The organism is Sporichthyaceae bacterium (genome assembly GCA_036493475.1).
In the GTDB taxonomy this organism is placed as follows: domain Bacteria; phylum Actinomycetota; class Actinomycetes; order Sporichthyales; family Sporichthyaceae; genus DASQPJ01.
On sequence record DASXPS010000075.1, the window covers coordinates 1 to 22400 of the forward strand.

General features: G+C 71.9%; 22 protein-coding genes. 8 read left to right on the forward strand and 14 right to left on the reverse strand.

What is annotated here, in order from left to right:
- From VGJ14_08185 to VGJ14_08205, 5 genes are all read right to left on the reverse strand, one after another.
- Positions 1-897 (reverse strand): ABC transporter substrate-binding protein (locus VGJ14_08185; GenBank protein HEY2832386.1); only part of this gene is annotated, 897 nt, incomplete at its 3' end.
- Between the two features lie 207 nt (positions 898-1104).
- Positions 1105-2028 (reverse strand): cation diffusion facilitator family transporter, encoded by a 924-nt coding sequence (locus VGJ14_08190; protein HEY2832387.1) that lies wholly within the window; start codon positions 2026-2028, stop codon positions 1105-1107.
- Positions 2029-2062: 34 nt separating this feature from the next.
- Positions 2063-2230: a Trm112 family protein gene (locus VGJ14_08195; protein HEY2832388.1), complete on the reverse strand. Its 168-nt coding sequence runs from the start codon at positions 2228-2230 to the stop codon at positions 2063-2065.
- Positions 2231-2233: 3 nt separating this feature from the next.
- A complete protein-coding gene (locus VGJ14_08200) occupies positions 2234-3616 on the reverse strand; it encodes a phosphomannomutase/phosphoglucomutase (protein ID HEY2832389.1) in 1383 nt (460 codons plus the stop codon).
- 46 nt (positions 3617-3662) lie between these two features.
- The gene (locus tag VGJ14_08205) at positions 3663-4016 is read right to left on the reverse strand and encodes a DUF3499 domain-containing protein (protein HEY2832390.1); all 354 of its coding nucleotides are present in this window, start codon (positions 4014-4016) and stop codon (positions 3663-3665) included.
- A 150-nt stretch (positions 4017-4166) separates the two neighbouring features.
- On the opposite strand from VGJ14_08205, the gene VGJ14_08210 reads away from it, so the two are divergent.
- Positions 4167-4682 carry a metallopeptidase family protein gene (locus VGJ14_08210; GenBank protein HEY2832391.1) on the forward strand — a complete coding sequence of 172 codons (516 nt, stop codon included), beginning with the start codon at positions 4167-4169 and terminating at the stop codon, positions 4680-4682.
- 13 nt (positions 4683-4695) lie between these two features.
- Here the strand turns inward: VGJ14_08210 and VGJ14_08215 are convergent, their stop codons facing one another.
- The 3 genes from VGJ14_08215 to VGJ14_08225 all read right to left on the reverse strand — a co-directional run bounded on the left by VGJ14_08215 (position 4696) and on the right by VGJ14_08225 (position 9827).
- A complete protein-coding gene (locus VGJ14_08215; protein HEY2832392.1) occupies positions 4696-6210 on the reverse strand; it encodes a DUF5719 family protein in 1515 nt (504 codons plus the stop codon).
- Positions 6207-9389, reverse strand: a complete 3183-nt coding sequence (locus VGJ14_08220) for a glycosyltransferase (protein HEY2832393.1) — start codon at positions 9387-9389, stop codon at positions 6207-6209. The genes VGJ14_08215 and VGJ14_08220 overlap by 4 nt, the downstream gene beginning before the upstream one ends.
- A gap of 177 nt (positions 9390-9566) precedes the next feature.
- A complete protein-coding gene (locus VGJ14_08225; protein ID HEY2832394.1) occupies positions 9567-9827 on the reverse strand; it encodes a WhiB family transcriptional regulator in 261 nt (86 codons plus the stop codon).
- Between the two features lie 243 nt (positions 9828-10070).
- Between VGJ14_08225 and cofD the strand changes: the two genes are divergently transcribed.
- Both cofD and VGJ14_08235 read left to right on the forward strand, forming a co-directional pair.
- Complete coding sequence (cofD, locus tag VGJ14_08230) at positions 10071-11069, forward strand: 2-phospho-L-lactate transferase (protein ID HEY2832395.1); 999 nt, start codon at positions 10071-10073, stop codon at positions 11067-11069.
- Positions 11066-12376 (forward strand): coenzyme F420-0:L-glutamate ligase, encoded by a 1311-nt coding sequence (locus VGJ14_08235; protein ID HEY2832396.1) that lies wholly within the window; start codon positions 11066-11068, stop codon positions 12374-12376. Before cofD ends, VGJ14_08235 begins: the two co-directional genes overlap by 4 nt.
- 68 nt (positions 12377-12444) lie before the next feature.
- Here the strand turns inward: VGJ14_08235 and VGJ14_08240 are convergent, their stop codons facing one another.
- Complete coding sequence (locus VGJ14_08240) at positions 12445-13365, reverse strand: hypothetical protein (protein HEY2832397.1); 921 nt, start codon at positions 13363-13365, stop codon at positions 12445-12447.
- A gap of 89 nt (positions 13366-13454) precedes the next feature.
- On the opposite strand from VGJ14_08240, the gene VGJ14_08245 reads away from it, so the two are divergent.
- The 4 genes from VGJ14_08245 to VGJ14_08260 all read left to right on the forward strand — a co-directional run bounded on the left by VGJ14_08245 (position 13455) and on the right by VGJ14_08260 (position 16126).
- Positions 13455-14198, forward strand: a complete 744-nt coding sequence (locus VGJ14_08245; protein ID HEY2832398.1) for a DUF3105 domain-containing protein — start codon at positions 13455-13457, stop codon at positions 14196-14198.
- The gene (locus VGJ14_08250) at positions 14195-14860 is read left to right on the forward strand and encodes a DUF3105 domain-containing protein (protein ID HEY2832399.1); all 666 of its coding nucleotides are present in this window, start codon (positions 14195-14197) and stop codon (positions 14858-14860) included. Before VGJ14_08245 ends, VGJ14_08250 begins: the two co-directional genes overlap by 4 nt.
- Positions 14861-14949: 89 nt before the next feature.
- Positions 14950-15720 carry a DUF3105 domain-containing protein gene (locus VGJ14_08255; protein ID HEY2832400.1) on the forward strand — a complete coding sequence of 257 codons (771 nt, stop codon included), beginning with the start codon at positions 14950-14952 and terminating at the stop codon, positions 15718-15720.
- Positions 15721-15730: 10 nt separating this feature from the next.
- Complete coding sequence (locus tag VGJ14_08260; GenBank protein HEY2832401.1) at positions 15731-16126, forward strand: PGPGW domain-containing protein; 396 nt, start codon at positions 15731-15733, stop codon at positions 16124-16126.
- 7 nt (positions 16127-16133) lie between these two features.
- Here the strand turns inward: VGJ14_08260 and VGJ14_08265 are convergent, their stop codons facing one another.
- Together VGJ14_08265 and VGJ14_08270 are read right to left on the reverse strand one after the other, a co-directional pair.
- Positions 16134-17219 (reverse strand): NDP-sugar synthase, encoded by a 1086-nt coding sequence (locus VGJ14_08265; GenBank protein ID HEY2832402.1) that lies wholly within the window; start codon positions 17217-17219, stop codon positions 16134-16136.
- Positions 17220-17228: 9 nt separating this feature from the next.
- Positions 17229-18368, reverse strand: a complete 1140-nt coding sequence (locus VGJ14_08270; GenBank protein ID HEY2832403.1) for a glycosyltransferase family 1 protein — start codon at positions 18366-18368, stop codon at positions 17229-17231.
- Positions 18369-18462: 94 nt separating this feature from the next.
- Here VGJ14_08270 and VGJ14_08275 point away from each other — a divergent pair, with 94 nt between their 5' ends.
- The gene (locus tag VGJ14_08275; protein ID HEY2832404.1) at positions 18463-19194 is read left to right on the forward strand and encodes a TIGR03089 family protein; all 732 of its coding nucleotides are present in this window, start codon (positions 18463-18465) and stop codon (positions 19192-19194) included.
- Positions 19195-19331: 137 nt separating this feature from the next.
- On the opposite strand, the gene VGJ14_08280 is transcribed toward VGJ14_08275, so the two are convergent.
- From VGJ14_08280 to VGJ14_08290, 3 genes are read right to left on the reverse strand one after another with little or no spacing between them, the layout of a single operon-like run.
- Positions 19332-19991: a DUF5941 domain-containing protein gene (locus VGJ14_08280; protein HEY2832405.1), complete on the reverse strand. Its 660-nt coding sequence runs from the start codon at positions 19989-19991 to the stop codon at positions 19332-19334.
- Positions 19988-21460 carry a CDP-alcohol phosphatidyltransferase family protein gene (locus VGJ14_08285; GenBank protein ID HEY2832406.1) on the reverse strand — a complete coding sequence of 491 codons (1473 nt, stop codon included), beginning with the start codon at positions 21458-21460 and terminating at the stop codon, positions 19988-19990. The genes VGJ14_08280 and VGJ14_08285 overlap by 4 nt, the downstream gene beginning before the upstream one ends.
- Positions 21453-22397, reverse strand: coding sequence for an ABC transporter ATP-binding protein (locus VGJ14_08290; GenBank protein ID HEY2832407.1), 945 nt, complete (start codon positions 22395-22397; stop codon positions 21453-21455). The genes VGJ14_08285 and VGJ14_08290 overlap by 8 nt, the downstream gene beginning before the upstream one ends.
- Positions 22398-22400 lie beyond the last annotated feature (3 nt).

Consider the following 22400-nt stretch of genomic DNA (forward strand, 5'->3'; position numbering starts at 1 on the left):
GGTCGGTAGGTCGACGTTATAGATGGCCCGATAGAAGGCCCTCCCGCGCGGACTGGTGATGGTGTCGATGCGTCCCGGGGTGTCCATCCGCAGCGAGGAGAAGAACCGCGACATCGGCGCGTACGGGTTCATCAGCCGGAACTGGCCGGTCGGCCCGGGTGCGGCCACCGCGACGCTGGCGTTCCGGAACTCCGGGTGGTCGGTGACCGCGCGGGTGAAGTTGGCCTCGGTGTCGGTGACCAGTTTGGTGGCGTAGGTCGGTCGACCCATGATCTGGCCGACCGCGTTGATCTCCTCCTGCCAGGAGGAGAAGTAGTCGCGCAGGTCGGCGGAGACCCCGGTGACGGTTGGCGCGATCGCGGACAGCTTCAGGTAGTCGTCCTGGGTCAAACCGGAGTACAACGCGGTGATCAGGTCCGGGTGCAGGTTCTTGATGTCGTCGAGGTTGTAGACCTCTTTCCACACCGGGGTGGCCGAGGCCTGCGGATACTCACTGGGCAGGATCGGGCCGTCGGTGCCCACCGTGATCTTGCCGTTCTTCGGGTCCCGCACGTCGGCGATGATCACCTGGTACTGGCCGTTGCGCGCCTCGTCGGACAGCCACGGCTCCTTGGTCCACGGGTCCGCCGCGCCGAAGTAGTTGCGAATGGTCAGCGGCTTGATGCCCATGGACAGGAAGTCCTCCTGGTCCCGGAAACCGAGCGCGACGATCCGCTTGGGCTCGTTCTCGATCTTGGTGACGCCCCACTCGTGCTTGACATAGGCCGGGTAGGAGCCCGGCTCCACCGGGTGCGCGTCGATGGCCGGGGCCGCGCTCGGCGTGGCCGCCCCCTTCGGCGCCGCCGCCGCATTGGCCCCGCACCCGGCGAGCACCCCGACCACCGCGACGGCCGCCACGACGCGCGTGGTGCGGCGGAACCTGTCGGAGAGCCAATGACGGGTCATGGGTGAACGGCGTCCCTTCACGCTCGCGGGGCGCGCAGCAGCCACCCCACCGAATCACAGTGTCCGATGGAGTGGATCAGTTGGGGGACCAACACAGGCATCGCGACAAACCCGTGACTCATTCACACCCGGGGCATTACCAGTTTAACAGGACCGGCTTCACAGCCCCGGCGTGCGGTCCAAATCGGGCTCCAGGTAGATCACCCGCGCGGCCGGTTCGGCGGTGCGCACCCGCACCTCGGCGGAGTCGATGGCGGCGGCCACCGCCGCGGCCGTCTCGTCGTGGCGCACCGCGATCTTGGCCGCAACCAGCAGTTCGTCCGGACCCAGGTGCAGTGTGCGCAGGTGGATCACCCGCTCCACCGCCGGCTCGGCCTCCAGTGCCTCGGTGATCCGCCGCACCGAGGCAGGCGTGGCCGACTCACCCAGCAGCAGGCTCTTGGTCTCCACCGACAGGATCACCGCCACCGCGGCCAGCAGCACGCCAATGGCCAGGGTGCCCCCGCCGTCCCAGCGGCCGTTGTCAGTGGCCAGCGTCATGCCGACGCCGAACAGTGCAAGGAGCAGACCGATCAGCGCGGCCAGGTCCTCCAGCAGCACCACCGGGAGTTCCGGGGCCTTCGCGTGCCGGACATAGGCCACCCAGCCGGTGTTGCCGCGCGCGTGGTTGGCCTCCTGGATCGCGGTGCGGAAGGAGAAGGACTCCAGCATGGTCGCGGTGCCGAGCACGACCAGCGGCACCCACTTCCAGTCGTCGATGGCCTCCGGGTGGCGAAGCTTGTGCACACCCTCGTAGATGGCGAACACGCCACCGACGGTGAACAGCACGATGGAGACCAGGAACGCGTAGATGTAGCGCTCCCGGCCGAAGCCGAAGGGATGTTCTGGGGTGGCGCTGCGTTTTGCGCGCTTCCCACCGATCAGCAGCAACGCCTGATTGCCGGAGTCGGCGAGTGAATGGATGGACTCGGCCAACATCGAGGAGGAGCGGGTGAGCACGAAGGCCACGAACTTGGTGGCCGCAATGCCCAGATTGGCCGCCAGCGCGGCCACCACGGCGCGGTTGCCGCCGCCGGCACTCACGGAACAGTCACATTGGTTCGCTCGCTCCGCTCGTTCACGGGGCGGAGCGCGCCTCATGAATCAGCAGCACCGGAATGCCGTCACGGATCGGGTAGGCCAACCCACACTCTCCGGTGCACACCAGTTCCGACGCGGGTTCGTCGTGCCGCAGCGACGCGCGGCAATTCGGGCAGGCCAGAATCGCCAGCAGTTCGAGGTCCACGGGCTACAGCCTGCCGTATGACCGAATCTGAGCCAGCACCTCGTCGCGTAGCGCACCCATCGCGGCGGAATCCGCCGCCTCGGCGTTCAGCCGCAGCAGGGGTTCGGTGTTGGACGGGCGCACGTTGAACCACGATCCGTCGGGCAGCGAGACGGTCAGCCCGTCGAGGTCGTCGAGGACCGCGCCGTCCCGGCTCCAGCCCTCCCGCAACGCGACCAGCGCCGCGACGGGGTCGGCCACGGTGCTGTTGATCTCCCCGGAGGCCACATAGCGCTCGTAGTCGGCCATTATCGACGAGCAGGTGGTGCCCGCCGGGGTGGCGCCGAGTGCGGCCAGCACGTGCAGTGCGGCCAACATGCCGGAGTCGGCGAACCAGAAGTCGCGGAAGTAGTAGTGGCCGGAGTGCTCGCCACCGAACACCGCATCCTGTTCGGCCATCACCTTCTTGATGAACGAGTGCCCGACCCGGGTGCGCACCGGTCGGCCGCCGTGCTCGGCGATCAGTTCCGGCAGTGCGCGGGAGGTGATCAGGTTGTGCACCACCGCGCTGCCCGGTCGGCGCGCAAGTTCGCGCACCGCGATCAGCCCGGACACCGCGGACGGGGACACTGCTGCGCCGGTCTCGTCCACCACGAAGCAGCGGTCCGCGTCGCCGTCGAAGGCCAGCCCGAGGTCGGCGCGTTCGGCGACCACCGTGTCGGCCAGGTCGGCGAGATTGGCCGCGTCGATCGGGTTCGCCTCGTGGTTGGGGAAGGTGCCGTCCAACTCGAAGTACAGCGGCAGAATCGCGATCGGCAACCCGGCGAACACTGTGGGCACCACGTGTCCGGCCATGCCGTTGCCCGCGTCCACCGCGACCCGCAACGGCCGCCCCGCCGCCACATCCACCAGGCTGCGCAGGTGGTTGGCGTAGTCGGGTAACACGTCCAGGCGCAGAAGCTTGCCGGGTACCCCGGCCACCGCGCCGGAGTTCTCCGCGACGATTTGGGTCAGCCGCCCGAGCCCGGTGTCCCGCCCGATCGGCACGGCACCGGGCCGACACAGCTTGATGCCGTTCCATTGGGCCGGGTTGTGGCTGGCGGTGAACATCGCGCCCGGCGCGTCCAGCGCCCCGCTGGCGTAATAGACCGCGTCGGTACTGGCCAATCCGATGTCCACCACGTCCAGGCCGAGGGAGGTGATGCCGGCGGCGAAGGCACCCGCCAGTTGCGGAGAGCTGTCCCGCATGTCCCGGCCCACCACGATGCGGCCGGACGCGGTGCCCTCCTCCAGGCAGAGCCGGGCGAACGCCGCCCCCAGCGCCCCTGCCACCGTGTCGTCCCACTGCTCGGGCACCAGGCCACGGATGTCGTAGGCCTTGACGATTTGGGCCAGGTCAGCGCGCACCAGCGGACCTTACCGAGCTATCGGAACTTCATGTGCTGACGCGACGTCAGTCGACGGGGGTGCGCACCATTCGCAGGTGGGCGCGGCGCGCGCCGGTCAGCGCGGGCTCGTCGGACTCCTCCGGGCGGGCCCGGGCCGCCTCGCGGACCGCGTCGGCCAACGCCTCCAGGTCGTCCACCGAGGGCCCCGGCTCGGCGCTGTTCGGGGCCAACCGCAGCACCTCCCATCCACGTGGCGCGGTCAGTCGCTCGGCGTGCTCAGCGCACAGGTCGTAGCAGTGCGGCTCGGCGTAGGTCGCCAACGGGCCCAGCACAGCGGTGGAATCCCGGTAGACATAGGTCAACGTCGCCACCGCCGGTCGGGTGCAAGCGTTGCGCGAACAGCGCCGGGATTGGATCACGCGGGCCGCCGGGATGCACTGGGACGCGGACTGTGGGTCACGGTCGGGACGCTACTCCCACCAGCCTCTCGCGCCCCGCATTCGCCACGCACCCTCGTCCCTGTGTCGCGTTGCGGTGTTCCGACCCCTACTGACGCGTACTCTCGCGGGGTGCGCAGGCGCCGCTTCCGTCGCGACCCCGAACCCCCGCAACCGGCCGAGGTCGCTTCGCAGGCGGCGCCAAATCCCCGACCGACCAGCGCGGCGAGCCTCGCCCGGACCGTCCGTCGGCGCCGGGATCGGCGCTCCCGTGGACTGCGCGGACCGCTGGCCCCGGCGGAATCCCCGCTGACCCGCTCCCGGGCCGAGACGTTCGCCGATCTGGTGCTCGACGCGGTGGAACGGCTGGAACGGCGCTGGCGCCGGGAACTGCAGGAGGTGGAGTTCGCGGTCGAGGACGTGCCGCCCGCGGATAGCGCCACGGACAGCCCGGTGCCGCTGGGTCGGTTGTATCGCGGCGGCGCGGGCCAGGACGCGCGCATCGTGCTCTACCGCCGTCCGATCGAGGCGCGGGCCGCGGGGCGCGCGGACCTGGCCGCGCTGGTGCACGACCTGTTGGTGGAGCAGGTGGCCGACCTGATCGGCGTAGAGCCGGATACCGTCGACCCCGACTACGGCCTGGACTGACGCTCCGTCAGGATCAGCGGCTGCGTCGTCCGGCGGTGATCGCGGTGACGTCGGGCACGGCCTGCGGGGTGCGCACCGCCACCCGGCTGGGCACCAGCGCGGGCAGACTCAGCCCGGTGCCCACCCGCAGCAGCACGGCGCCGTACGCAGTGCCGGTGACCGGTACCACCACCACGCTGTAGCCGGTCACCCCCTTCGGGCCGGGATCGACCACCAGGGTGCGGTTGGCCGGGATGCTCACCGTGATCGAGTGCGGGGTGGCGGCGTTGGTGTAGACGTCCACCCGCACCGTGACCGGGCCGTCCGGCGCGGCGAGCAGCAACCGGGTCGACCCGGCCTTGCCCCCGCGGGCATCGGGCACCGCGGCCGGGGTCGTCAATGCCGCCGCGGCGGTGGACCAGGCTAGGTCGGACGCCTTGCGCGCGACCCCCACCGAACGCACTGCGGCCACCAACGGCTGATCGGAGGTGAGCACCGCGGTGTACGCCCCGGTCGGGTCCACCTTGGACAGGTCGTACTCGCCGACCTGACCCGCGTGCACCTCCAGGGTGTCCGCGCCGACCGGCGCGAAGTCGTTGTCCCGACCGAGCAGTCGCACGTGCACGATCCCATCGGTGTCGCCCGGCACGAGGACCTCGAGCTTGCGGTCCGTGACGTGGTCGGGCAGGCCGGCAATGACCACCCGGCGGGTGGGTCGGGGGGCCGGCGCCATCCAGTCGCTGCCGTGCACATCGATACCCGGCGCGTCGGTGTCGTGCAGCGCCGCAGCCACCTGACCCCGGGTCAGGATTACCTGCACAGCGAGCCGTTGGTGCCCGGCGCTCATCCCCTCCAGCGGCAGGGACACCGCGCCGTTCGGGGGCACCGCGATGTCGGTGGAGTTCGGCACGTCGATCTTGCCCTGCTGGTCCCAGAAGCGCAGGTCCACCGAGGCGGCCGCGGCGTCCGGGTTGGCCAGCACCAACCGGTCATTGCGCCCGGCCGCGGTGGATGCCCCGACGAACCACGCGCTGGAGGCGGGTGCGGTGCAGGCCGCGGTGGACAGGCCCTGGCCGGGGCCGGCGGTGCTGACCTCGACCAACTCCCCGGCCAAACCCGGCGCCAGTCCCTCCGCGCCCCGGATCACCGTTGCGGCGGCGGTCGAGGTGGTGACGTCCACCCGGGAGGTGCCCGCCTTGCTCACCTTGATCCGCGGCACGGCGGTCCCGCCGACCTCGGACACCACGGCGCTGCCCGATCGCGGCGCGTCCTCGCCCGGCGGACGGGCGGACAGGGTGACGGTGGCCGCGGTGCCCGCGCCGCGCAGCGCCGGCGCCGGGCAGACCAGTTCCGCGGCCCGCACCTGGTCGGTGACCGCGCGCACCTTCGTCGCCCCACCACCGATCAACTGCACCAGCACCGCGGCCACCACCAGGACCAACACGACCACGGCGGTGAGCAGCGGGCCCGGTGAGCCGGGCACCCGGGCCATCGGCGTCGCGGCGGGCCGCCGTGCCCGCGCGCCGTGCCGGCCGGGCGGATGGGTCATTGGTTCACCCCGACCAAATCGTCACCATGCGCGTGCCGACGCGCGCCCGGCAGCACCGGCGGCGGTTCCTCCTCATCACCGGGCCGGCGATTGGCGCCGGGCAGCGCGAGCACGATCAACACCAGCAGTGCCACGCCCTGCAGGGCCGTCCACAGGGCGCGCAGTCGATCCACGTGACTGATCGTCAGCTGCCCACCGGATGCGGGCAACGTCCAGCCCTGCGCCCAGCCGTCGCGCACCACCTTGGGCAGCGAGTGCCCGTTGAGTTTCGCGTGCCAGTGTCCGTCCGCGGGTTCGGCCAGGGCCAGCACCCGACCCGGCGCACCCGGCGGCACGGTGGCGCGCACCCCGACCGCGTCGGAGGGCAGCGCCACCGGGATGGGTCCGAGCACGCTCACCCGGGCCGTCGGCGCGGACACCCGCCACAGTCCGTCGCCCTCCGGCGCACTGACCCGTTCCAGGCCCGGCACCGCGTCCAGCGCGGCGGCCACGCCCTCCGGGACCGGGCCACGGACCAACACGTAGCGGACCGCGAAATCGGCCAGCCGCTGGGCCTGCGCGTCACCACGATCGGAGACCAGGTCGCCGACCAACGCGCGCAACGACCGGTAGGCGGCCCGCGGCACGGACAGGTCCGCAGCGCCGAATTCCGGGGACCCCCCGCGGACCAACACGTAGGCCAACGCGGCGGGCACCTCACCGGCGGGCACCGCCCCGACCAGGTCCGAGCGCGCCGGACGCAGCACCAGCGTGCGCGGCCGGTCGGCGGTGTCCGCCTCCGCGGCCACGTGCGCGGGCACCAGGGACGCGTCCGCGCGGTGCAGCGGGCCCTGCGCACCGCGCACGGTCCAGGCGCCGGCGCCGACCAGCGGAGCGAGCAGGGCCAGCACCGCCACCGCGCCGAGCACCGGTTGCACCACACCGAAGTCGCGCGCGGACAACCGTTCGGGTAGATCCCCGCAGCCGACCACCGCGGCGATCAGCGCGCCCAATCCGGCCAGCGCGAGCGCCACCCCGGGCCAGGCCGCCGCGGGCTGCCCACCGGCCGGCGCAGTCACCGTGATCCGGGAAATCACCAGCGCGACCAGGTAACCCAGTCCCGCCATCGTCCAACCGGCCACCGGAATCGTGGTGCGCCGGCCCAGTGCCAACCCGGTCAGGCCCGCCAGCACGATGCCCACGCCCAACCAACCCGGTCCGGTGCCCGGGCCACCGGGATTGAGCAGCAGCACGTGCCAGGTACCCAGGGCGTGCACGGACAGGCCCGGGCCGGTGGGTCCGGGCTCGGTCAGGAACCGCGTCGGGTGCCGCAGCAGGTGCCCGGACCAGGGCAGCAGCAGCACCATCGGGGCGCCGAGCGCGATCAGCAGACGGGTACGCAACTCGGCGTCGGCCATGCGGCCTGCGGCCACGGCGAGTGCGCCGATCAACGCGAGCAACCAGATCAGCGGGGTGAACGCGGTGAGCAGGGCCAGCACGAGAGCGCCGGCCCAAGCGGCGCGGTCGGTGCTGGGGCGCCGCTTGCTGCCGACCACCGCGACCGCCATGCGCAGCGCCACCGGCAGCAGCACCACGGTCACCACGGTGCCCAGTCGGCCCGCGGCGACCGCACCGGTCAGCACCGGGCTGAGCGCGTAGGCCACTGACGCCCACACCCGCAGCGCACGGGTGGTGGGCACCGCGGCCGAGGCCAGGTACGCGAACAGCCCGGCCAGGGGCACCGCGGCCAGCAGCATCAGGCCGATTACGAAGCCGACGTGCCCGAGTGCGAGGGTGCCCGCCAGGGCGGTCACGGCCAGGTAGGGCGGCGCGCCCGACGGGCTGCCCAGACCGGACGGGTGCCAGGACTCCCGATAGGTCGACCACACCTCGCCGACCCCGCCGGGCGTGGGCAACAGCGCCCCGCCCAGCAACCGTCCGCCGCCGAGCAGGTTGCGTTCGGCGAGCAGCGCGAGCAACGCCAACCCGAGCACCAGCAGGGCCCCCGGCGAGCGTGCCATCCGCCGCAGCAGCACCCCGCCGGCCCCCAGGTCCAGGTCGTCCACCTCGGCCGCGGCCGAGCCGACCTCGGCGGAGCGGTGCCGGCCGATCGCCTCGCGATCCACCCGCCGGCCACCCACGGTGTGGGCCAACGCGTCAAGGGCCAGGCCGAGCTGGCGGCCCGGCCTGGGAAACAGCCGGCGCAAGGTGCCCGGGCGGACGACGTGCGCGGTTCGGCGCGCCCGGCGCATCCGCAGGATGGCGCGCGGACGGACCAACACGGTGCCCACGGCCCGCACCTCGTCCAACGCGTTGCGCGGGACCTTGGCCACCAGGTAGCCGAGCGCCCGCCCGGCGCTGCCGAACAGCAGTCGCGGCAGGGCCAACAGGAACGAGCGAGTGGCCAGGTTGGCCAGCAACACACGCATCGCGCCCGCGCGGTCCAGGTGGTGCACCCGGCCCGACCCGGCGTCCACGGCACGCCGCTCGGTCGCGGCCGCCTCGGCGTGGAAGACCATCGCGGACGGGACCACCGCGACCCGGTGGCCGGCCAGCCACGCCCGCCAGCACAGGTCCACGTCGTCGCGCATCAACGGCAGGTGCGGGTCGAAGCCGCTGAGCTCCCGCCACACGTCGCGGCGCACCAACATGCCCGCGCTGGACACCCCGAGGGTCTCGCGCCGCTGGTCGTGTTGGCCCTGGTCCTCCTCGCCGCGTTCCAGGCCGGTCTCCCGTCGGCCACCGGCGTCGATGGTGACGCCGACCTCGAGCAACACCCGGCGGTCATACCAACCCAAGATCTTGGGCCCGACGATGCCCAACCGCGGCTCGGCCTCGACGGCAGCCAGCAACTGCGCCAGCGCATCGGGGTCCGGCTCACTGTCGTCGTGCAGCAACCAGATCCAGCCGGTGGCCTCCGACGGGGGCTGCTCGACGGTGTCCGCATGCGCGAGCGCCGCCTTGACCGCGGCGCCGTAGCCGGCGGTGCGGGCCAGCGAGACGATCTCCAGCTCCGGGCGCCAGGTGCGAATCAGGTCCCGGCCGCCATCCGCGCTGGCGGTGTCGGCCACCACGACCAGGTCCGGCGGCCGGGTCTGGGCGTCCAGCCCGTCCAACACCCGGGGCAGCCACCGCTCACCGTCGTGGGTGACCAGGACGGTGGTGACGTGATGGCGGATGGGCTCGCCGGGTTGGGACATGCGCGGGTTCCGTCAGCGGTTGTCGAGTCGCCGATCGCGCCGCGGATGATCAGCGCTCGCGCCACAGTAAGCCAACCGCGGGGGTCGACCGGTGTGCTGCGGCGAACCCGTGACCGCAGCACAGACGCAGATCGGACAGCGCGTCACCTACCGGACGCGCCACGACACCCGAACGGGTCAGACGGCCCGCTTCTTCAGCCGACGCCGCTCGCGCTCCGACAGCCCGCCCCAGATCCCGAAGCGCTCGTCGTGGCCCAGGGCATACTCCAGGCAGTCGTCACGGACCGAGCACGAGAGGCAAACCTTCTTCGCCTCCCGCGTCGATCCCCCCTTTTCGGGGAAAAAAGCCTCCGGGTCCGTCTCGGCGCATAATGCCTGGTCCTGCCAGGTGGATTCCCGCTCGACGCCTCCGAGCAAGGGGAGCAACACCTCTCCCATTTGCCGGCCTCCTTGACTCTGATCATTTGTGCCGCCTGTGGCGGCTGTGCCCCGTGTGGTGAGGGCCGGGACCCTCGGTGTCGCAGCTACTTGGACGAACCATGACTAAACGACACAAGTGAAATTACACTCACGCAAATACCCTCACGTCAACCCACGGGGTGCTAGTCGTGCCGCGACACGCCGCAAATCGGACAATGTGCGGCAACCCCGGGAGCGCGTGCGGGCGGGCCGCTTGCGACGATGCGTGCCATGCAGGTGGTGGCGCTGGCCGGGGGCATCGGCGGTGCGCGCTTCCTGCGCGGGCTGCTCTGCCACCTGAAGACCGCGGCGATCGAGGCCGACGTGACCGTCATCGGCAACACCGCGGACGACATCGTGCTGCACGGTCTGCACGTCTCCCCCGACCTGGACACCGTCATGTACACCCTCGGTGGCGGCATCAACGCCGAGCAGGGCTGGGGCCGGGCCGACGAGACCCGGGCGGTGCAACAGGAACTGGCCGCGTACGGCGAGGGCCCGGAATGGTTCGCGTTGGGCGACCGGGACATCGCCACCCACCTGGTGCGCACCCGGTTGCTCAGCGAGGGCGCGACGCTGTCCGAGGCCACCGCGACGTTGTGCGAGCGGTGGCGACCCGGCGTGCGGTTGCTGCCGATGAGTGACGACCCGGTGGCCACCCACGTGACCATCGCCGACGCCGCGACGTCGGGCGGCACCCGGACCGTGCACTTTCAGGAGTATTGGGTACGCCTGCACGCGCCCGACGCGTTGGCGGTGACGCCGGTGGGGGCGGAAAAGGCCACACCCGCGCCGGGGGTGGTGGAGGCGATCGCCGCGGCCGACGTGGTGCTGCTGCCGCCGTCCAACCCGGTGGTGAGCATCGGCACGATCCTGGCGGTGCCCGGCATCGCGGAGGCGTTGGCGGCCACCGCGGCGCCGGTGGTCGGGCTGTCCCCGATCGTCGGTGGGGCGCCGGTGCGCGGCATGGCGGACAAGATGCTGGCCGCGATCGGGGTGCCCACCTCCGCGGCCGCGGTGGCGCTGCACTACGGCGCGCGCTCGGCCGCTGGGGTGCTGGACGGCTGGCTGGTCGACTCCGCTGACGCTGCGTCAGTTGCGACAGTGGAGGCGGCCGGCATCCGCTGCCGCGCCGTCCCCCTGTTGATGCGCGACCTCTCCGCCAGCGCGACGATGGCCGCCGAGACGCTGGCGCTGGCCACGATCGTGGCGGGCCGGTGAACCTGCCCGCGCCCGTCGCGCTGACGCTGCTGCCGGTCACCGGCATCGGCGAGGTCACCGACGGGGACGAGCTCGCCCAGCTGATCGTGCGTCAGTTCCCTGCCCTGCAGGACGGTGACGTGCTGGTGGTGTCCAGCAAGATCGTGTCCAAGGCCGAGGGTCGCAGCGTGCAGGCACCGGACCGGGAGGACGCAATCACCGCGGAGACCGTCCGAGTGGTGGCTCGGCGGCGGGACACCCGCATCGTGGCGACCCGGCACGGCCTGGTGCTGGCCGCCGCCGGCGTGGACGCCAGCAACGTCGAACCGGGCACAGTACTGCTGCTCCCCGAGGACCCGGACGCCTCCGCCCGGACGCTGCGCGCCGGCGTGCGGGACCGACTCGGCGTGAACGTCGCGGTGGTGATCACCGACTCGCTGGGCCGGCCGTGGCGGCAGGGCGTGGTGGACATCGCCATCGGCGTCGCAGGCCTGGAGCCGGCCCACGATCTGCGTGGCGGCAAGGACGACTACGGGAACCTGCTCGAGGTCACCGTGGTGGCCGTCGCCGACGAGATCGCCGCGGCCGCCGAGTTGGTGAAGACCAAGCTCGGCGCGGTCCCGGTGGTGGTGGTTCGCGGACTGGGCGCCTGGCTGACCGCGTCCGACGGGCCGGGCGCGCGGGCGCTGATCCGGCCTGCCGAGGACGACATGTTCTCCCTGGGCACGGCCGAGGCGATGCGGGCCGCGGTGACCGCGCGGCGCACCGTGCGCGAGTTCACCGACGGGGAGGTGGACCCGGCCGCCGTGGACCGGGCGATCGCCGCCGCGCTGACCGCGCCGGCGCCGCACCACAGCACCCCGTTCCGCTTCCGGGTGCTCGCCGAGGCCGCCAAGCACACCTTCCTCGACGCACTGCGCGACACCTGGATCGCCGACCTGCGCGGCGACGGCTTCACCTCCGAGCAGATCACCCGCCGACTGCGCCGCGGCGACGTGCTGCGCCGCGCCCCCCTCGTCATCGTCCCCTGCGTCACCGCCGAGGCCTGGCACACCTACCCCGACCCCGACCGCAACGCGTCGGAACGCGACATGTTTCTCACCGCCGGCGGCGGCGCAGTGCAGAGCCTGCTCATTGCGCTGTCCGCCGAGGGTCTCGGCTCCTGCTGGGTCTCCTCCACCCTGTTCTGCGTCGCGGAAACCCGCACCGCCCTGAACCTCCCCGCCGACTGGCACCCCCTCGGCGCCGTCGCGGTCGGCGTCCCCGCCGGTGATCCCCGCCCCCGTCCCGACCTCGACCTCGATCGTTTCCGGACGTGGCGCTGGTAACAGCTGACGTCATCCGCCTGAGCCACCAAATCGGGCGCCACCGTGGTCAAGGGGGATGACGTCAGCTACTAGTGGGACCGGTGGTTCTGGATGGTGAGGCGGGGGGCGCGGCGGGGGGCGGGGCCGGCGCAGAGTTCGATCAGGGCGGTGACGCGGTAGCGGTGGCCGGCGTAGGGGGCGAGCAGCTCGAGCATGCCGGCGTCGTCGACGCGTTCGCCGGCCAGCGCCCAGCCCACCGTGGCGGGCAGGTGGAAGTCGCCGACGGAGACGGCGTCGGGGTCGCCGAAGGAACGCTGGCGGATCTCGGCCGAGGTCCACACCCCGATACCGGGCAGGGCGCGCAAGCGTTGGTCGGCCACTGACGAGCCCATCGTCAGGGTCCCTTCGAGTCGTCCGGCGTGCTTCATCGCGGTGACGATGGCCCGCGAGCGTGCCGGTTCGACGCCCGCGCGATGCCAGGCCCAGGACGGCACCAGCGCCCAGGTCGCCGGGTCCGGCGGGACCAGCAGCGCCCGCCCGGCGACCGGGCCCGGGGCCGGTGCTCCGTATCGACGCATCAACTCTCGATAGGAGGCGCGGGCCTGCCTGCCGGTCGTTTTCTGCTCCAGCACACACGGCACCAGCACGTCGATCAGTTGGCCCGCGCGGGTCAGCCGGAAGCCGGGATAGCGGGCCACCGCCTCGCGCAGTATCGGGTGAGCCGGTTGGAAGTTGTCCGGGTCGTCCGCCGCCCCGCACAGGGCCGGCAGCTGCTCCAGCAACCACGCGGCGCCCGGTCCCCAGGCCTGGCCGAGCACCTCCCCCGCGGCGGGAGCCGCGCTGATCCGCAGGGTCCCCGGACCGTTCGGGGTGCGCGCCGCCCGCCAGATCGCGCCCGCCTCGTCCATGCGGAAGGTGGGGTCACCGGTGCCGCGACGCAGCGGCGCCAGCGTACGAAAGAGGTCCACCGGGCGGCCGGGTGACCAGCGACGCGACAGACCGTCAGACACGCCGGAAAGTCTCCCGCACTCCGCTGGGTGCGAGCCGGCCTCCGTAGACTCCGGCCCGGACCGCCCACCACGACAGGAGCAGACGCAGCGTGGCGAACAAGCCGAAGAAGTCCGGCTCGAGCGCCGGCGTGGACCGGCGTGCCCGCGTCGAGGAGCTCAAGCGCCAACAGCAGGCCCAGGAGCGGAAGAAGACGCTGCTGCTGGCCGCGATCGGTATCGGGGTGGCGGCGGTGCTGATCGTCCCGTCCAGCCTGGTACTGATGCACCGCAACCATCAGAAGCACCGCGACCCGGCCACCGTGGGGGCCACCGCGGCCGCGGCCCAGTGCGACGCGGTGAAGATCGATCCGGCGACCGGTGGTCAGGACCACGTGGACGCCCAGACCCACGTTGACTACGCGACCATCCCGCCCAGCTCCGGTCGGCACTTCCAGTACCCGGCCGACGTCAACGAGCGCGGTTACTACACCACCAAGGACACCCCGACCGTCGAGCAGTTGGTGCACAACCTCGAGCACGGCTACACGATCGTCTGGTACGACCCGAAGATCGCGACGGAAGAACTGAACGTGCTCAAGGACATCGGCGGGCTGCTGCGGAACAACTCGGCGTTCCGCAAGATCATCGTGGCGCCGTGGGACCTCACCCGCGGGGCATTCCCGGCAGACCGCCCGATCGCCATGTCGCACTGGGGCGGTCCGAGCGACCCGACCAAGCCGACCTCCCCGGAGAACGGCTACCGGGAGTTCTGTGGCGAGGCCTCGGGTGGCGCGATCGTGCAGTTCATGAAGGACCACCCGGCCACCGACACCCCGGAGCCGAACACCCCGTGAGCCGGATCGAGCGCGCGGTGCTGGTCATCTCGGTGATCGTCGGCCTGGTCGCGATCGGCGTGATCATCCACAAGCACACCGGCGGCGCGAAGACCGGCAAGAACGACCCCACGTTCAAGACGCTGGCGGCCGTCGGCGACACGCCTTTCCTCTCGGGTTGTGCCGCGGTCCCCGCGTCCAACGATCCGGTGCCGGACCAGGACCGGGACATCGTGCTGCGCCCGGACCAGAAGGTCGACTACAAGCTCGCGCCGCCCGACTTCGGGCCGTACGCGGCCGACCAGGTGCAGGTGAACGCCGACGGCTACTACACCGCGGACAATGCGCCGTCGGTGGAGTCGCTGATGGCCAACCTCAACGCCGGGTGGACGGTGCTCTGGTACGTCCCGAATCTGCTGGACCCGGGCCAGGTCAACAACATCAAGAAGGCAGCGCAGGTACTGCACTCCGATCCGCGGTACAGCCTGTTCGTTGCCGCGGCGTGGGACGAGAGCCGCGGAAAGTTCCCGTTGGGCACGCCCATCGCGTTGACCCGGTGGACGAAAACCTCGGCCGGCAATCTCGGGCACGTGGCCTACTGCCACGAGCCGTCCGGTGAGGCGTTCCGCGAGTTCATGGCGTTCTACGGTGCGCCGGCCATCCCGGGGATCGACGAGCAGTAGCGGCGCGCCGCCCCGGTGGCCGCCGAACCCGGTCCTACGGTGGACGGACATCGCACGCTGGTGGCGTGCGTTGCGTGGGAGGGGGCGGGTTGACCGAGCGCAGCACGCCGGGCGGCACTCTCGAGGAATCGCCGAGTGCGCGAATCCCGGCCCAGCAGCCGGACCGCCAGACGCGCATCGAGGCGTTGCGCGCGGCCAAACGCAAGTCCGACCGCCGCAGATCGCTGGCCGCGTTGTGCGTGTGCTTGCTCGGCGCGGGCGCCGTATTCGGCAAGTCCGGTTACAACTGGGTCGAGCACCAGTTGGACAACCCGCTGAAGCGATCCATCGCCGCGTTCGGCGTGCCGTTGGCCGCGGCCGGCTGCGGCTCGATCACCGCGGACCGGGCCGCGCCGGCCGGGCAGCACGTGGACGAGGGCACCCGGGTCAGCTACACGACCGTGCCGCCGACCTCCGGTAGGCACTACGACCGCCAGGTCTCCTTCGACGCCGAGCCGTTCTTCACCACCAAGGACAACCCGCCGGTGGAGAACCTGGTGCAGAACCTGGAACACGGCTACACGGTGCTCTGGTACGACTCGAACCTGCCCCGCAACTCCCAGGACCAGATCCAGGGCCTGGCCCGCAAACTGCGCGACGACGCGATCTACCAACTGTTCATCGCCACCCCGTGGGACCCCGCCTACGGCAACCTGCCGGCGGGCAAACCGATCGCGTTGTCGCACTGGAGCGGTCCGACCGGCGCGAACGGCCCGGCCTATGGGCATCGGCTGTTCTGCGGACAATTGTCGGGTCAGGCAGTGCGCGAGTTCATGGACAAGTTCCCGGCCACCGACGCACCGGAACGCAACATCAGGTAGACCTGCGTTCATGCGCAAGTTCGCCGTCACGGCGTTGGGTGGGTTGATCATCGCCGTCGGGGCGGCGCTGGTGGTGCTGCCCGGGCCGGGCGCCCTGGTCATCGTGCTGGGGCTGGCCGTGTTGGCCAAGGAATACCCGTGGGCCCGCCGCCGACTGGACGCCGTGCGCGGCCGGGTGGTCGCCGCCGCGGAGGCCTCGGTGGCCGGCCCGCTGCGGCTGTCCGCCTCGCTGCTGTCCGCACTGGCGGTGGTGGTCGGCGGGGTGATTTGGGGCATCGTCGACGAGCTGCCGCTGAGCAGTTGGTGGACGGCCGGCACGGTCATCGCCGGTGGCCTGCTCGCCCAGGGAACAGTGATCTGGGCGGCGTTGATCCGTCGACGGGATCAGCACGCCGCAACTGTCTGAGTCAGCGTCAGTTGTCTGCGGAGAAACGGATTACGCCGTCGGGGACGATCGCTCCGGTCCATACCCGGGCGCCGGTGATCAGTTCATTGTCAGCGCCGATCAGCGCATCGTCACCGACGACTACACCGGTAAGTCGGGTGCGCTCGCCCACCCGGGCACCCGCCCCCACCACGGTGTCGCGGACCTCCGCGCCGGCACCGACCCAGGCGCGGTCCAGCAGCACGCTGCCGGACACCACGGCGCCGGAGCCAACCACCGCACCGGCCCCGATTGTGCTGCCGCCGTCCAGCACCGCATCGGCGGCCACCAACGCGTCGGCGAGCACCAGCGCGGGCCCCGGCCGGCGCACGGCGGGCGAGGCGAGCACGCCGAGCACCAGATCCGCGCTGCCCCGGACGAACGCCGCCGGGGTGCCCAGGTCCAACCAGTAAGCGTTCTCCACGTACCCCGTGATCACCTCATCCGCGGCCAGCAGGCCCGGAAAGGTGTCGCGTTCCACGGACACCACCTGCCCGGCCGGGATCGCGTCGATCCGATCGCGGCGGAACAGGTAGCACCCGGCGTTGATCTGGTCGCTGACCGGGTTCGGCGTCTTCTCCAGGAACGCCTGCACCCGCCCGGCGCCATCGGTCGGCACGCTGCCGAAGGCCGACGGATCGGGAACCTGCACCAGGTGCAGGGTCACCGCGGCCTCGGTCGCCGCGTGGGTCTTGAGTTGAGCGCCGAGGTCGTGTCCGGACAGCACATCGCCGTTGAGCACGAACACCGGGTCCTGCGGTCCGGATTGCAGTCGGTCGGCCACATTGCGGATGCCCCCGCCGGTGCCCAACGGTTCGGTCTCGGTGACGTACTCCAGCTCCAGGCCCAGTGATAACCCATCACCGAAATACGCGGAGAACACCTCGGCCCGATACGAGGTGGCCAGCACCACCCGGCGCACCCCGGCCTCACACAGTCGCAGCAGTTGGTGGGTGAGCAGCGGCACCCCCGCGGCGGGCAGCATCGGCTTCGGGGTCCGGATGGTCAGCGGGCGCAACCGGCTGCCCTGGCCACCGACCAGCACGATGGCCTCGTCGGCGTTGACCCGAGGCATGCGCTCAGATCACTGCTTGGCCACCGCGCTGGCCGCGCGGTTGTAGGTCTCCAGGTGGATCTCGGCCGACGCTGCCCAGGTGAACAGCTGCGAGCGGGTGTGCGCGGCCTCGGAGAGGGACCGGCGACGATCGGGGTCGTCGAGCAGCCGGGTCAGGTTGCGCGCGATGCTGTCCGCCTCCGGCTCGGTGTAGGCGGCCGCCTGCCCGCCCACCTCGGGCGAGGAGAGTCGCCGGGCGATGAGCACCGCCCCGCCGCAGGCCATGGCCTCCAGCGTGGGGAAGCCGAAGCCCTCCGAGCGGCTGGGGAACACCATGATCGTCGCCCCGCCCATGAAGCCGGGCAGGTCCGCCGGGCGCAGGAAGCCGGGTCGGATCAACCTGAGGTGGCCGGGCACCGCGGCCACCGCGTCCCGGATCGCCGGGTCCCCGGTGGACGGGCCGGCCAGCACCAGCGCGGGTGGGTTGGGCCGCTCGGCGACCGCCGCCACCCAGCCGCGGATCAGTTCCGGGATGTTCTTGCGGCGGGACATCTCGCCGAGGGAGCCGACGTAGCTCTGCCCGTGCAGGCCGAGGCGACGGGCCACCCGTTCCCGCTCCAGGTCCTCCGGCGGACGGAACACCGTGGTGTCGATGCCGTGGTAGGCCACGTCGACCTTGGTCGCGTCGAAGCCGAGCATCCGGACCAATTCGTCGCGGGTCGCCCGGGATGGAGCGATGAACCGGGTCGCGTGCTCCAACGCGTACCGCGTCGCGCTGCGGAAGAAGTCACCGCGCGCATCGGCGTGAATATCCGGATCGCTGAACATGGTCGCGTCGTGGATGGTGACCACGACCGGCACCGAGGTCTGCGAGGGCATCGAGTACTGCGGACAGTGAATGATGTCCGCGGCGATCTCCTCGGCCAGCCGCGGCAACCCGGCCTGTTCCCAGGCCAGCCGGTCCTCGCGGTGGGAAATCGTGGTCGGGGCGGACAGGATACGGGCGGTCGGCGCCAGCCGGGCCAGTCGGTCCGCGTCGGCCCGCTGACAGGCCACCGCAATGTCGCCGCCGGCGGCGGCCAGCGCGGGCACCAAACCGTCGATGTAGCGACCGACGCCGCCACGGTCCGCGGGCACCGCGGTGGCGTCGACGAGCACGCGCGGCCCCACGGTGCACCCCTTTTTCATGGAACAACAACCAATGATCCACGCGCCGACCTTGCCGGGCGCAGTGTCAGCTTACGCCGCCGCTACCCTGCCGGGGATGCGCACGCCGCCGGAACTCTTTCGCGCCGCGGCGCGGTCGGATCCCGGTCGCCCGTTCGTCACCTTCTATGACGACGCCACCGGCGAACGCGTCGAGCTCTCGTTCAGCACCACCGACAACTGGGTGGCCAAGACCGCCACCCTGCTCATCGAGGATCTCGGCGCGGAACCCGGCGAGCGGGTCGCGCTGTTTCTACCCACCCACTGGCAGAGCGTGGTGTTCTATCTGGCCTGTTGGACGGCCGGCGTGGTCGCCGCGCCGACCGCCGATCCGGCACGGTGCGCGCACGCAGTGGCCGACCCGACGCACGTCGCGGAGCTGGCCGCCTGCCCGGGCGGGCGGCTGCTGGTCCCGCTGCGCCCGATGGGCGGCCGAGCCCTCGATCTGCCCGCCGGGGTGCTGGACTACGCCGCCGAGGTGCCCGCTCAGCCGGACCGGTTCCTCGCGGCGCCGCCCCCGACGCCCGACGACCCGGCGCTGGACCGCGACGGCACCCTGCTCAGCGCGGGCGAGGTGGTCGACCTGGCCCGGCGAACCGCCGCGGAGTTGGGGCTGCACGCCGGCTCCCGGCTGCTGGTGGATGCCGATCTGGGCACCGCGAAGGGCCTGACCCGAGTACTGCTGGCTCCGCTCGCCGTCGGCGCCTCGGTGGTGCTGTGCCGCAATCTCGACCCCGCGGCCGTCGGCCGCCGGGTCGCGACCGAGCGGATCACCGACCGGTTGTCCTAGCGGCCTGCTCCCGGCGCCAGGGCCCCGCGCGGACATGTCGGCGTGCTTGTGATCTGCAATTCAGCTCCGACCACCCGAATCACCCCGGCGTGATTACTCCGAATGGGTGAACGCCCCTCGCACCCGGGGGGTGGTGCTCAGGAGGGGCGTTGCGCGGCCAACCAGCTGCGCCAGCCGATGGCGCTCTCCGCCACGAAGACCACGGCGAGCAAGACCGCGGCGATGGCCAACGGTGCGCGCAGGCGGGCGGTGAACAGCACGATGCCCGCCAACATGATCAGCCGACCGTCCCACCCCATACCGAACCGATAGACCCAGGCGGCCGGGCCGCGTCGGGTGTGCCGCCAGCGGTAGACGGTGTCGTAGTGGTGGTAGGCCACCGCGCACAGCAGACCGAACGCGATGGGCATGGCCGGACGGTCCACCGCGGCCACCACCCGGACCACCAGCCCGTACTCCAGCCCACGCACCACGCCCGGCATCAGCCAGCCGAACCGACCGGCCGGCGGCCGGGCCAGCGCGGGCACCGCGATCAGCACCACGACCAGCAGCCCCAGCGCCGTGATCCCCCGCCGGTCCGCCCCGGCCGCGGCCGCGGTGCCCAACGCGGCGAGCACGGACAGGCCGAGCGACACCCAGGGCGCTACCGGCAGCGCCAGCGGCGCCAACAGTCTCCCGATCGGGCCGGCGTCGAGGAGATGATCCAGTTCGGTGGTCGGTCGCGCCGATGCAGGCCAGCGCTTCTCGGCCGGGTCGGGTACCGGCGAGGCGAGCATGATCGACATTGTGCTGGTCATCCGGTTTGCACCGCCGGGCGCACCGCGAGGGTGCGCAACACGCGCCCGGTGGTCGCGTACACCGCGGACACCAAGCCCAGCGCCAGCAGCACGATAAACACCGCCCGCGGCCCGCCGAACGCGGCCAGCAGCGAGATCAGCAGCCAACGCTCCCCGATCGGCAGGAACACCATGCGCTTGGCCCACTTCAGCGCCGTGCCGCTGGTCCGCTCGGACAGCGCAATCGCCGCCGCCCCGACGCCGGCGCCCGCGCCCTGGCGTTCGTCGAGGGTGGCCACGAAGCCGAAGTCCACGAAGTTGCGGAACACCTGCAGGGCCAATGTTGCGGTGGCCAGGGTCCACGCGGAGTGCCCGTGCTGGCTCGCCCCGACCGCCAGCGCGGCATAGACGAGGTACTCCTTGACCCGGTCCGTGGTGGCGTCCAACCACGCACCCAGCGGGGTGAACTGGCGGGTGAAGCGAGCGGTTTCCCCGTCCACGCAGTCCAACACCAACGACAACTGCAGCAGCAGCGCGCCGACCACCAGTTCCAATCGGCTGCCCGCGGCGAACCACCAGGCCGCCAACAGCGCGACCCCGAAGGCGATTCCGGTGATCTGGTTGGGCGACAGATTCCAGCGCACTGCGTAGGCGGTGAACTTCGGTGAGATCCGGCGGACCACGAACGTCGAGTAGAAGCCGTCGTCCGGGCGGGCGACCCGGCGCAGCCGCACCCGGTGCTCATCGACCACGGCCAATCGGGCGGCGACACCGGCGGCCTGTTCCGTTCTGGTAACCCGGCTGCACACGTAGTCCCCGACCCCGATCGCGCGCAGCGCCACCCCGGCCTGCGTCGCGCCGAGCACGGCCAGGTCGGTGAGATCGGTGGTCCAGTTGTGCACCGCGGCCACCCCGGACAGCCGCCACATCGCCCGGGCCGCGGCGGCCCGGTCGGCGCCGTCCACCCGGAGCAGACCCATGCCGGCGGCGGTGGCCGCCGCCAGTGGCGCGGTGTCGGTGCCCGCCTCGACCACCGCGTCGGCGTCCACCCGCACGGTCGGCGGGCCGTCCACCGCCGCGCCCACCAGCAGCGCACTGCGCAATCGCGGATCGGCGACCAGATCCCCCAACAGACCGTCGTGGCAGAGCAGATCTCCGGCCACGACCACCACGGGGCCCTCGCCCCGCTCCACCTGTGCGGCCAACGCAGCCATCCCACCGGCGGTGTCGAAGTGCGCGATCACCGGGACGTGCGCGGGCACCAAGGCGCCCACCGCATCCCGCCACTGCGACCGGGTGAGCACCGCGGTCGGGGTCAGTCCGTGCCCGGCCAGGCGGCCCAGCAACCGTTCCAGCACCGTCGGCGGGTCGTCCAGCGCGACCGGGCCGGCCGGCGGCGGGCGCAGCAAGGCGGTCGACTCACCGAACGGGTCCGCGGTGTCTACCACGATCACCAGCGCGGGGACCGGGGAGTTCTGACGGTCAGTCATCGAGATCCGCCTCACGACGGGCGCGCTCGGTGTGCGGCGGCGCGGGGACCCGTTGCCGCCGCCGCCGCGGCGCGCCCAGGGACACGTCGTCATCATCGAGGTCGGCCTGCCGCAACATGCGGGCCGCCCGGCGCCGGGCACGCAGCGCGGCCCGGTCGTCCTCGGCGAGTCGGTCGGCGTCCTGCCCGTATCGGGTGAGGACCTCGCTGACCGGGCCGTCGTCGATGAGTTGACCGTCGCGCAGATAGAGACCGCGTTTGCAGAACCGCTCCACCTGAACCGCGCTGTGCGACACCAGCAGCACGGTCTTGCCCTCGCCGAGCATTTCCTCCATGCGCTCGAAGCACTTGTTCTTGAACGCCCGGTCGCCCACCGACAACACCTCGTCGACCAGCACCACGGGCCTGTCCACGCTGGTCACCACCGAGAACCCGACCTTGGCCTTCATGCCGCTGGACAGATGCCGGAACGGGGTGTCCAGGCGGTGGCCGATCTCCGCGAACTCCACGATCTCGTCGAACTTCGCCGCTATCTGCCGCTTGGACAGGCCCTTCAGGCCGGCGGCCAGCCAGATGTTGTCCCGCACGGTCAGCTCACCCTCGAAGCCGCCGGTCACCTCGATCAACGGCGCGACCTTGCTGCTGCCGCCGCGCACCCACGCGGTGCCCTCGTCCGGGATCATCACCCCGGAGATCAGCCGAAGCAGCGTGGACTTGCCGTGACCGTTACCGCCGATGATGCCGACCGCCTCGCCACGCTGCACCTCGAAGGAGACGTTGCGCAGCGCCCAGAATTCCTCGTGTTTGCCCGGCGCCCCGGTCCGGCCCTTGGCGAGCAGCTCGCGCACCTTCATCCGCCGGCGACGGTTCGCGTGGAACTTGATGCCGAGGTTGTCCACGATGATCACCGGCCCGCCGGCCTTGCTCGCCCGCCCCATGCC

Coding starts and splice junctions, on each gene's coding strand:
- VGJ14_08260 (HEY2832401.1), top strand. CDS start 15,731: ATGCGCAAGTTCGCCGTCACGGCGTTGGGTGGGTTGATCATCGCCGTC.
- VGJ14_08220 (HEY2832393.1), bottom strand. CDS start 9,389: ATGTCCCAACCCGGCGAGCCCATCCGCCATCACGTCACCACCGTCCTG.
- VGJ14_08265 (HEY2832402.1), bottom strand. CDS start 17,219: ATGCCTCGGGTCAACGCCGACGAGGCCATCGTGCTGGTCGGTGGCCAG.
- VGJ14_08215 (HEY2832392.1), bottom strand. CDS start 6,210: ATGACCCATCCGCCCGGCCGGCACGGCGCGCGGGCACGGCGGCCCGCC.
- VGJ14_08290 (HEY2832407.1), bottom strand. CDS start 22,397: ATGGGGCGGGCGAGCAAGGCCGGCGGGCCGGTGATCATCGTGGACAAC.
- VGJ14_08285 (HEY2832406.1), bottom strand. CDS start 21,460: ATGACTGACCGTCAGAACTCCCCGGTCCCCGCGCTGGTGATCGTGGTA.
- cofD (HEY2832395.1), top strand. CDS start 10,071: ATGCGTGCCATGCAGGTGGTGGCGCTGGCCGGGGGCATCGGCGGTGCG.
- VGJ14_08275 (HEY2832404.1), top strand. CDS start 18,463: ATGCGCACGCCGCCGGAACTCTTTCGCGCCGCGGCGCGGTCGGATCCC.
- VGJ14_08280 (HEY2832405.1), bottom strand. CDS start 19,991: ATGACCAGCACAATGTCGATCATGCTCGCCTCGCCGGTACCCGACCCG.
- VGJ14_08225 (HEY2832394.1), bottom strand. CDS start 9,827: ATGGGAGAGGTGTTGCTCCCCTTGCTCGGAGGCGTCGAGCGGGAATCC.